Source organism: Kitasatospora sp. LaBMicrA B282, assembly GCF_050325825.1.
In the GTDB taxonomy this organism is placed as follows: Bacteria; Actinomycetota; Actinomycetes; order Streptomycetales; family Streptomycetaceae; genus Kitasatospora.
The window spans coordinates 68158-75121 of sequence record NZ_JBNQTI010000016.1 but is presented as its reverse complement, the minus strand read 5'-3'; the positions used below and the strand labels follow the sequence as shown (position 1 = coordinate 75121).

Here is a 6964-nt window from a genome sequence, read left to right as displayed (position 1 = left end):
CGGGGCGATCGATCGCCCCGGCCCTGCGCCGTACTCCTTGCTGCGTCCACTGACGAACGGTCAGCGGTGGCTGACCGTCACCTCGACCCGCTGGAACTCCTTGAGCTCCGAGTAGCCGGTGGTGGCCATCGCCCGGCGCAGCGCGCCGAACAGGTTCATGGTGCCGTCCGGGGTGTGCGAGGGGCCGGCCAGGATCTCCTCGGTGGTGCCGACCGTGCCGAGGTTGACCCGCTTGCCGCGCGGCAGCTCCTGGTGCACCGCCTCCATGCCCCAGTGGAAGCCCTGGCCGGGCGCGTCGGTGGCGCGGGCCAGCGCGGCGCCGATCATCACCGCGTCCGCGCCGCAGGCGACCGCCTTGGCGATGTCGCCGCTGTGGCCGACCCCGCCGTCCGCGATCACGTGCACGTAGCGGCCGCCGGACTCGTCCATGTAGTCGCGGCGGGCGGCGGCCACGTCGGCCACCGCGGTGGCCATCGGCACCTGGATGCCCAGCACGTTGCGGGTGGTGTGGGCGGCCCCGCCGCCGAAGCCGACCAGCACGCCGGCCGCGCCGGTGCGCATCAGGTGCAGCGCCGCGGTGTAGGTGGCGCAGCCGCCGACGATCACCGGGACGTCCAGCTCGTAGATGAACTGCTTGAGGTTGAGCGGCTCGGCGGCGCCCGACACGTGCTCGGCGGAGACCGTGGTGCCACGGATGACGAAGACGTCCACGCCGGCGTCGACCACGGCCTTGGAGAACTCGGCGGTGCGCTGCGGGGAGAGCGCGGCGGCGGTGACCACGCCGGACTCGCGCACCTCCTTGATCCGCTGCCCGATCAGCTCGGCCTTGATCGGCTCGGTGTAGATCTCCTGCAGCCGGCGGGTGGCGGCGGCCTCGTCGCCGATCGCGGCGATCTCGTCGAGCAGCGGCTGCGGGTCCTCGTAGCGGGTCCAGAGGCCTTCCAGGTTGAGCACGCCCAGGCCGCCGAGGCGGCCGATCGCGATGGCCTGCGCGGGCGAGACCACGCTGTCCATCGGCGCCGCCAGGAACGGCAGCTCGAAGCGGTAGGCGTCGATCTGCCAGGCGATCGAGACCTCCTTCGGGTCCCGGGTACGGCGGCTGGGGACGACGGCGATGTCGTCGAAGGAGTACGCCCGCCGGCCGCGCTTGCCTCGCCCGATCTCGATCTCAGTCACTTCGAGCCTCTCTGCTGCTTGCTGCTCACGATCGCCCCCAGTATCCCCCGCGGACGCGGAAAGGCCCGCCACCGGGGCGGTGGCGGGCCTTTCCGGACGGCTCCGGGGCCGGTTACCGGACGGGCAACGTCCGATCAGCTTCCGGTCGGTGTCCGGTCAGCGGTTCGGTGCCGGTCAGCGGCTGGTGCGGGTCAGCGGCTGGTGTAGTTGGGCGCCTCGACGGTCATCTGGATGTCGTGCGGGTGGCTCTCCTTGAGGCCCGCCGAGGTGATCCGGACGAACCGGCCCTTGGACTCCATCTCCGCGACGGTGGCCGCGCCGACGTAGCCCATGGTCTGGCGCAGCCCGCCGACGAGCTGGAACAGCACCGCGGAGAGCGGGCCGCGGTAGGGCACCTGGCCCTCGATGCCCTCGGCGATCAGCTTCTCGTCGGAGGTGACGTCGCCCTGGAAGTAGCGGTCCTTGGAGAAGGACCTGGCCTGGCCGCGGGACTGCATGGCGCCCAGCGACCCCATGCCGCGGTAGGACTTGAACTGCTTGCCGTTGATGAAGAGCAGCTCGCCCGGCGACTCCTCGCAGCCGGCCAGCAGCGAGCCGAGCATCACCGTGTCGGCACCGGCGGCCAGCGCCTTGCCGATGTCGCCGGAGTACTGCAGGCCGCCGTCGCCGATCACCGGCACGCCCGCCGCCCGGCAGGCCAGCGCGGCCTCGTAGATCGCGGTCACCTGCGGTACGCCGATGCCGGCGACCACGCGGGTGGTGCAGATCGAGCCGGGGCCGACGCCGACCTTGACGCCGTCCACGCCGGCGTCGATCAGCGCCTGGGCGCCGTCCCGGGTGGCCACGTTGCCGCCGACCACGTCGACCGGGACGGCGGACTTGATCTTGGCGATCCACTCCAGCGCGTTGTGGCTGTGGCCGTGCGAGGTGTCCACCACCAGGAAGTCGACGCCCGCGGCGACCAGGGCCTGGGCCCGGTCGAAGGCCTCGGAGCTGGCACCGACGGCGGCGCCGACCAGCAGCCGGCCCTCGGCGTCCTTGGCGGCGTTCGGGTACTTCTCGGCCTTGACGAAGTCCTTGACCGTGATCAGGCCCTTGATCCGGCCCTCGTCGTCGACCAGCGGGAGCTTCTCGATCTTGTGGCGGCGCAGCAGGCCGATGGCCTCCTCGCCGGAGATCCCGACCTTGCCGGTGATCAGCGGCATCGGGGTCATGATCTCGCGGACCTTGATGCCCCGGTCGCTCTCGAAGGCCATGTCGCGGTTGGTGACGATGCCCAGCAGCTTGCCGTCCGGGTCGGCGATCGGCACGCCGCTGATCCGGAACTTGGCGCAGAGCGCGTCGGCCTCGGCCAGCGTGGTCTCCGGGCCGACCGTGATCGGGTCGGTCACCATGCCGGACTCGGAGCGCTTGACCAGGTCGACCTGGTTGGCCTGGTCCTCGATGGAGAGGTTGCGGTGCAGCACGCCGACGCCGCCCTGGCGGGCCATCGCGATGGCCATCCGGGCCTCGGTGACCTTGTCCATCGCGGCGGAGAGCAGCGGGATGTTCACCTTGACGTTGCGCGAGACGTGGGAGGAGGTGTCCACCCGGTTGGGGAGCACGTGGGACTCCCCGGGCAGCAGCAGGACGTCGTCGTACGTCAGTCCGAGCATCGCAAACTTCTCGGGTACGCCTGCGGCGTTAAGAGACATGGTGGGGACTACCTTCCCGTGGCCGGCCGGTCGATCGGATGCGCCCTGTGAGGGTCGGGGGCGCTGGGTCGCTCTGCCGGGTGGCTGGGCCGTGGTGACGGCCTCCTCACACCCGCGCGCTCACCGGCACTGGCCAGGACAACCGAAGCGCCGCTCGGCGGGGCCTCTGGGGGAATCCCGGATGCTTTGGAGGAACATCCAAGAAAAGACCGCTCGCCCGCGCGGATCTTTGGCGACCTGTCCAGGCGCCGATACCCCATGGTACTGGTGCGGCGAATGTCGGCGTCGCGTCCCCTTGACAACGGGGCGGCAGCGTGAGCCATGCCACACGTTCGACGGTGGCCGAACGACCGGTGCGGGCGTGGGGCGGCGGCCGTGGCGGCCGGTCGGGCAGCCGCGGCCGCGGGTCAGGCGGACTCCTCCGCGAGAGCCCGCAGCCGGCTGAGCGCCCGGTGCTGGGCGACCCGGACCGCGCCCGGCGACATGCCGAGCATCTCGCCGGTCTCCTCGGCGGAGAGCCCGGCCGCGATCCGCAGCAGCACCAGCTCGCGCTGACGGGCCGGCAGGTTGGACAGCAGCTCGCGCATCCAGGCGGCGTCGCTGCTCAGCAGCGCCCGCTCCTCCGGGCCGAGCGCCTCGTCCGGCACCTCGGGCAGGTCGTCCGGCGGGATCACCGTGGAACCGGGCCCGCGCATCGCGGCCCGTTGCAGGTCCGCGATCTTGTGGGCGGCGATGCTGTAGACGAAGGCCTCGAACGGCCGTCCCTCGTCCCGGTAGCGCGGCAGCGCGCAGAGCACCGCGACGCACACCTCCTGGGCCACGTCGTCCACGTGGTGCCGGGCGCCGCCGGGCAGCCGGACCAGCCGGCCCCGGCAGTAGCGCAGCACCAGCGGATGGACGTATGCCAACAGTGCGTCAGTGGCCGGGCCTTCGCCGCGAACCGCGGCCGCCACCAGTTCGGCGACCAGCGGCGAGGTGCCGGCGGCCGGGCCGGCGGGCTGTGGCGTCCTGCGGCCGCGGGCCCCGGAGTCGCTGGGGACGGCATCGGCCGGTGCTACCTCGCCGGAGTCGGCGGCCTCGTCGTCACGCATCGGTCCATGGTGCCTGGTCGAGTCGGAAAACCTCGCACCGCGTCCGGACTTGTGCACCGGAACGTTATCCGCCACCGACCCACCCCCGCTGCCACCGTCGCCGTGCTCCACCCCTCCATGGTGCAGCCTGTGCGGCCGAAGGGCCTATGCCGCGCCCAAGGAAAAGCCGACGCGCCCCCGCCCCCGGGCGGCGGAGGAAGGGGCGCGGCGGCCGGTCCGACGACGTCCGGCGCCGGGTCGGCCCCGGCGGACCGGAGCTCAGCGGACCAGGCCCCAGCGGAACCCGAGGGCCACCGCGTGCGCCCGGTCGGAGGCGCCGAGCTTCTTGAACAGCCGCCGGGCGTGCGTCTTCACGGTGTCCTCGGAGAGGAACAGCTCGCGGCCGATCTCGGCGTTGCTCCGACCGTGGCTCATGCCCTCCAGCACCTGGATCTCACGGGCCGTCAAGGTGGGGGCGGCGCCCATGTCGGGACTACGCAGCCGGCGCGGGGCCAGCCGCCAGGTCGGGTCGGCCAGCGCCTGGGTCACGGTGGCCCGCAGCTCGGCCCGCGAGGCGTCCTTGTGCAGGTAGCCGCGGGCGCCGGCGGCGACGGCGAGCGCCACGCCGTCCAGGTCCTCGGCCACGGTGAGCATGATGATCCGGGCGCCGGGGTCGGCGGACAGCAGCCGCCGCACCGTCTCCACCCCGCCGAGCCCGGGCATCCGGACGTCCATCAGGACGAGATCGGAGCGGTCGGCCACCCAGCGGCGGAGGACCTCCTCACCGTTCGTCGCCGTGGTCACCCGGTCGACACCCGGCACGGTCGCCACCGCACGGCGCAGCGCCTCCCGGGCAAGCGGTGAATCGTCGCAAACGAGAACGGAAGTCATGACCGTCCTCCGCAGCTGATCCGCGTCACGTTGAGCCTCCTGGCTGGTACGAACTCTCTCCGCACTTCCAACGACCGTCACTCGAATGAGTTACGGCCTTCAGGGCCATCTCCACCACTGTACGTGGCCAACCCATTACGGATCAGCCGCATCGCGGGGCGAACGCGGCACTTTTGTGCTCACCGAGCGCGTCAGACGCGCGATGGGCGCGCACCGCGCACGCCGGAGTACGGCCCGCGGCAGGGCCGAGCCACCCGATTGCCGCGGCACGGACGACGCTCCACCTTGCCCCCCTTGGTCCGTTTTTTGGGCTTTTGTACGATCATTGACTGTTGCGTGGCTCTGTGGGTGACTTGTCCCACAGCGTGCTGTAAGTCATATTTCCAGGTGTCCATCCCGGCACCTCGAAGCCTCGCCGAGCGCCTGTCGGACGACTCGAAGGGAATGAGCCATGGCCGATTTCTCCCGACTCCCCGGTCCGAACGCGGACCTGTGGGACTGGCAGCTCTCCGCCGCCTGCCGCGGCGTGGACAGTTCGCTCTTCTTCCACCCCGAGGGCGAGCGCGGCGCGGCGCGCAGCTCGCGTGAGCAGAGCGCGAAGGAGGTCTGCATGCGCTGCCCGGTGCGTGCCCAGTGCGCGGCCCACGCCCTGGCGGTGCGCGAGCCCTACGGCGTCTGGGGCGGCCTCACCGAGGACGAGCGCGAGGAGTTGCAGGGCCGCGCGCGCAACCGACTGGTCGAGGTGCCACTGACCGTCCATCAGTAGCCGGCCCGGCGCGTCGGCCGATCCGAAGAAACGTTTCACTCCGCCGGCACAGTCCGGCCCCCTGTTGCCCTGACCGCCCTACCGCCCCGCGAACCCCTGCACCTTCGATCCCGGCACACCCTCGACCCGAAGCCCACCCTCGACCCGAAGCTCACCCTCGACGACCGGCCGCCACCGTGGCGAGCCGGTCGAGCATGAGCCCGACGGCCGGCACCTCGGCCAGGTCCGGCAGGGTCAGCGCCACCACCTCGCGCACCGCGGGCCCGCCGGAGGCCGCCCGCAGCGGCACCGCCGCCACCCCGTCCTGCCGCACCGCGCCCAGCGCCAGCCGCGGCAGCACCGCCACCCCCAGCCCGGCGGCCACCAGGCCCACCACCGCCGGGTAGTCGTCGGTGGCGAAGTCGATCCGGGGAGCGAACCCCGCCTTGGCGCAGAGCTCCACCAGGTGGCCGCGGCACTGCGGGCAGCCGGCGATCCACTGCTCCCCGGCCAGCTCGGCCAGCTCCACCGGCGCCCGGTCGTCGTCCGGCCCGCCCGGCCCGTCCAGCCCGTCGGGCCCGTCCAGTGCATCGGGCCCGGCGGACCCGGCGGACGCAGCCCGCCCGGCCAGCGGGTGCCCGGCCGGCAGCAGGCCGACCAGCGGGTCCGCCAGCAGCGGGCGGACCACCAGGTCGGACCAGTCCCCGGCGGCGGCCGTCTCGGCGGCGGCCAGCACCGCCGCGGCCCGCGCGGACCGCGACACGCCGTGCGCGGGGGCGGCCGGGGCCGGCGGCTCGCCCGGGTAGCGGAAGGCCAGCGCGATCTCGCACTCGCCGCCGCGCAGCATCGCCAGCGACTCCGGCGGCTCGGCCTCCACCAGCGAGACCCGCACCCCCGGATGGGCCTCCCGCAGCCGCGCCACGGCCGCCGGCACCAGGGTGGAGCTGGCGGTGGGGAAGGAGACCAGGCGGACCCGCCCGGCCCGCAGGCCGGCGATCGCCGCCACCTCCTGCTCGGCCGCCGACAGCCCGGCCAGGATCCCGGCGGCGTGCTTGAGCAGCACCTCGCCGGCCTCGCTCAGCTGCACCCCGCGCCCGGAGCGCGCCACCAGCGGCAGGCCCACCGCCTTCTCCAGCGCCTTCATCTGCTGGCTGACCGCCGGCTGGGTGCACCCCAGCTCCCGGGAGGCGGCGGAGAACGACCCGGTGCGGGCGACCGCGCGCAGCACACGCAGATGACGAGCCTCGATCATGCGCCCACGGTACTTCGCCCGGTGCACCGCGAACGCGACCGGCCCGGGGGGGGGAAACGGGGGGGGGGGGGGGGGGGGGGGGGGGGAGGGGGGGGGGGGGGGGGGGGGGGGGGGGGGGGGGGGGGGGGGGGGGGGG

6 protein-coding genes are annotated in these 6964 nt (G+C 73.4%); 1 reads left to right on the top strand and 5 read right to left on the bottom strand.

Annotated features, from left to right (window positions below; genetic code table 11):
* Positions 1-60: 60 nt before the first annotated feature.
* The 4 genes from ACQRUO_RS07865 to ACQRUO_RS07850 form a co-directional block, all read right to left on the bottom strand.
* The gene (locus ACQRUO_RS07865) at positions 61-1176 is read right to left on the bottom strand and encodes a GuaB3 family IMP dehydrogenase-related protein (RefSeq protein ID WP_428315006.1); all 1116 of its coding nucleotides are present in this window, start codon (positions 1174-1176) and stop codon (positions 61-63) included.
* A gap of 191 nt (positions 1177-1367) precedes the next feature.
* Positions 1368-2870, bottom strand: coding sequence for an IMP dehydrogenase (gene guaB / locus ACQRUO_RS07860; protein ID WP_428315005.1), 1503 nt, complete (start codon positions 2868-2870; stop codon positions 1368-1370).
* Between the two features lie 407 nt (positions 2871-3277).
* Positions 3278-3961, bottom strand: a complete 684-nt coding sequence (shbA, locus tag ACQRUO_RS07855) for an RNA polymerase sigma factor ShbA (RefSeq protein ID WP_428315004.1) — start codon at positions 3959-3961, stop codon at positions 3278-3280.
* A gap of 258 nt (positions 3962-4219) precedes the next feature.
* The gene (locus ACQRUO_RS07850) at positions 4220-4831 is read right to left on the bottom strand and encodes a response regulator transcription factor (RefSeq protein WP_014136228.1); all 612 of its coding nucleotides are present in this window, start codon (positions 4829-4831) and stop codon (positions 4220-4222) included.
* Positions 4832-5282: 451 nt separating this feature from the next.
* Here ACQRUO_RS07850 and ACQRUO_RS07845 point away from each other — a divergent pair, with 451 nt between their 5' ends.
* Positions 5283-5597 carry a WhiB family transcriptional regulator gene (locus tag ACQRUO_RS07845; protein WP_428315003.1) on the top strand — a complete coding sequence of 105 codons (315 nt, stop codon included), beginning with the start codon at positions 5283-5285 and terminating at the stop codon, positions 5595-5597.
* Positions 5598-5748: 151 nt separating this feature from the next.
* Here ACQRUO_RS07845 and ACQRUO_RS07840 read toward each other — a convergent pair whose 3' ends face one another.
* Positions 5749-6828 carry a LysR substrate-binding domain-containing protein gene (locus tag ACQRUO_RS07840; protein ID WP_428315002.1) on the bottom strand — a complete coding sequence of 360 codons (1080 nt, stop codon included), beginning with the start codon at positions 6826-6828 and terminating at the stop codon, positions 5749-5751.
* Between the last annotated feature and the right edge of the window lie 136 nt (positions 6829-6964).

Bases quoted from the DNA above. Each gene is read 5' to 3' on its own strand.
- ACQRUO_RS07840 (WP_428315002.1), bottom strand. From the start codon at position 6,828: ATGATCGAGGCTCGTCATCTGCGTGTGCTGCGCGCGGTCGCCCGCACC.
- guaB (WP_428315005.1), bottom strand. From the start codon at position 2,870: ATGTCTCTTAACGCCGCAGGCGTACCCGAGAAGTTTGCGATGCTCGGA.
- ACQRUO_RS07845 (WP_428315003.1), top strand. From the start codon at position 5,283: ATGGCCGATTTCTCCCGACTCCCCGGTCCGAACGCGGACCTGTGGGAC.
- shbA (WP_428315004.1), bottom strand. From the start codon at position 3,961: ATGCGTGACGACGAGGCCGCCGACTCCGGCGAGGTAGCACCGGCCGAT.
- ACQRUO_RS07850 (WP_014136228.1), bottom strand. From the start codon at position 4,831: ATGACTTCCGTTCTCGTTTGCGACGATTCACCGCTTGCCCGGGAGGCG.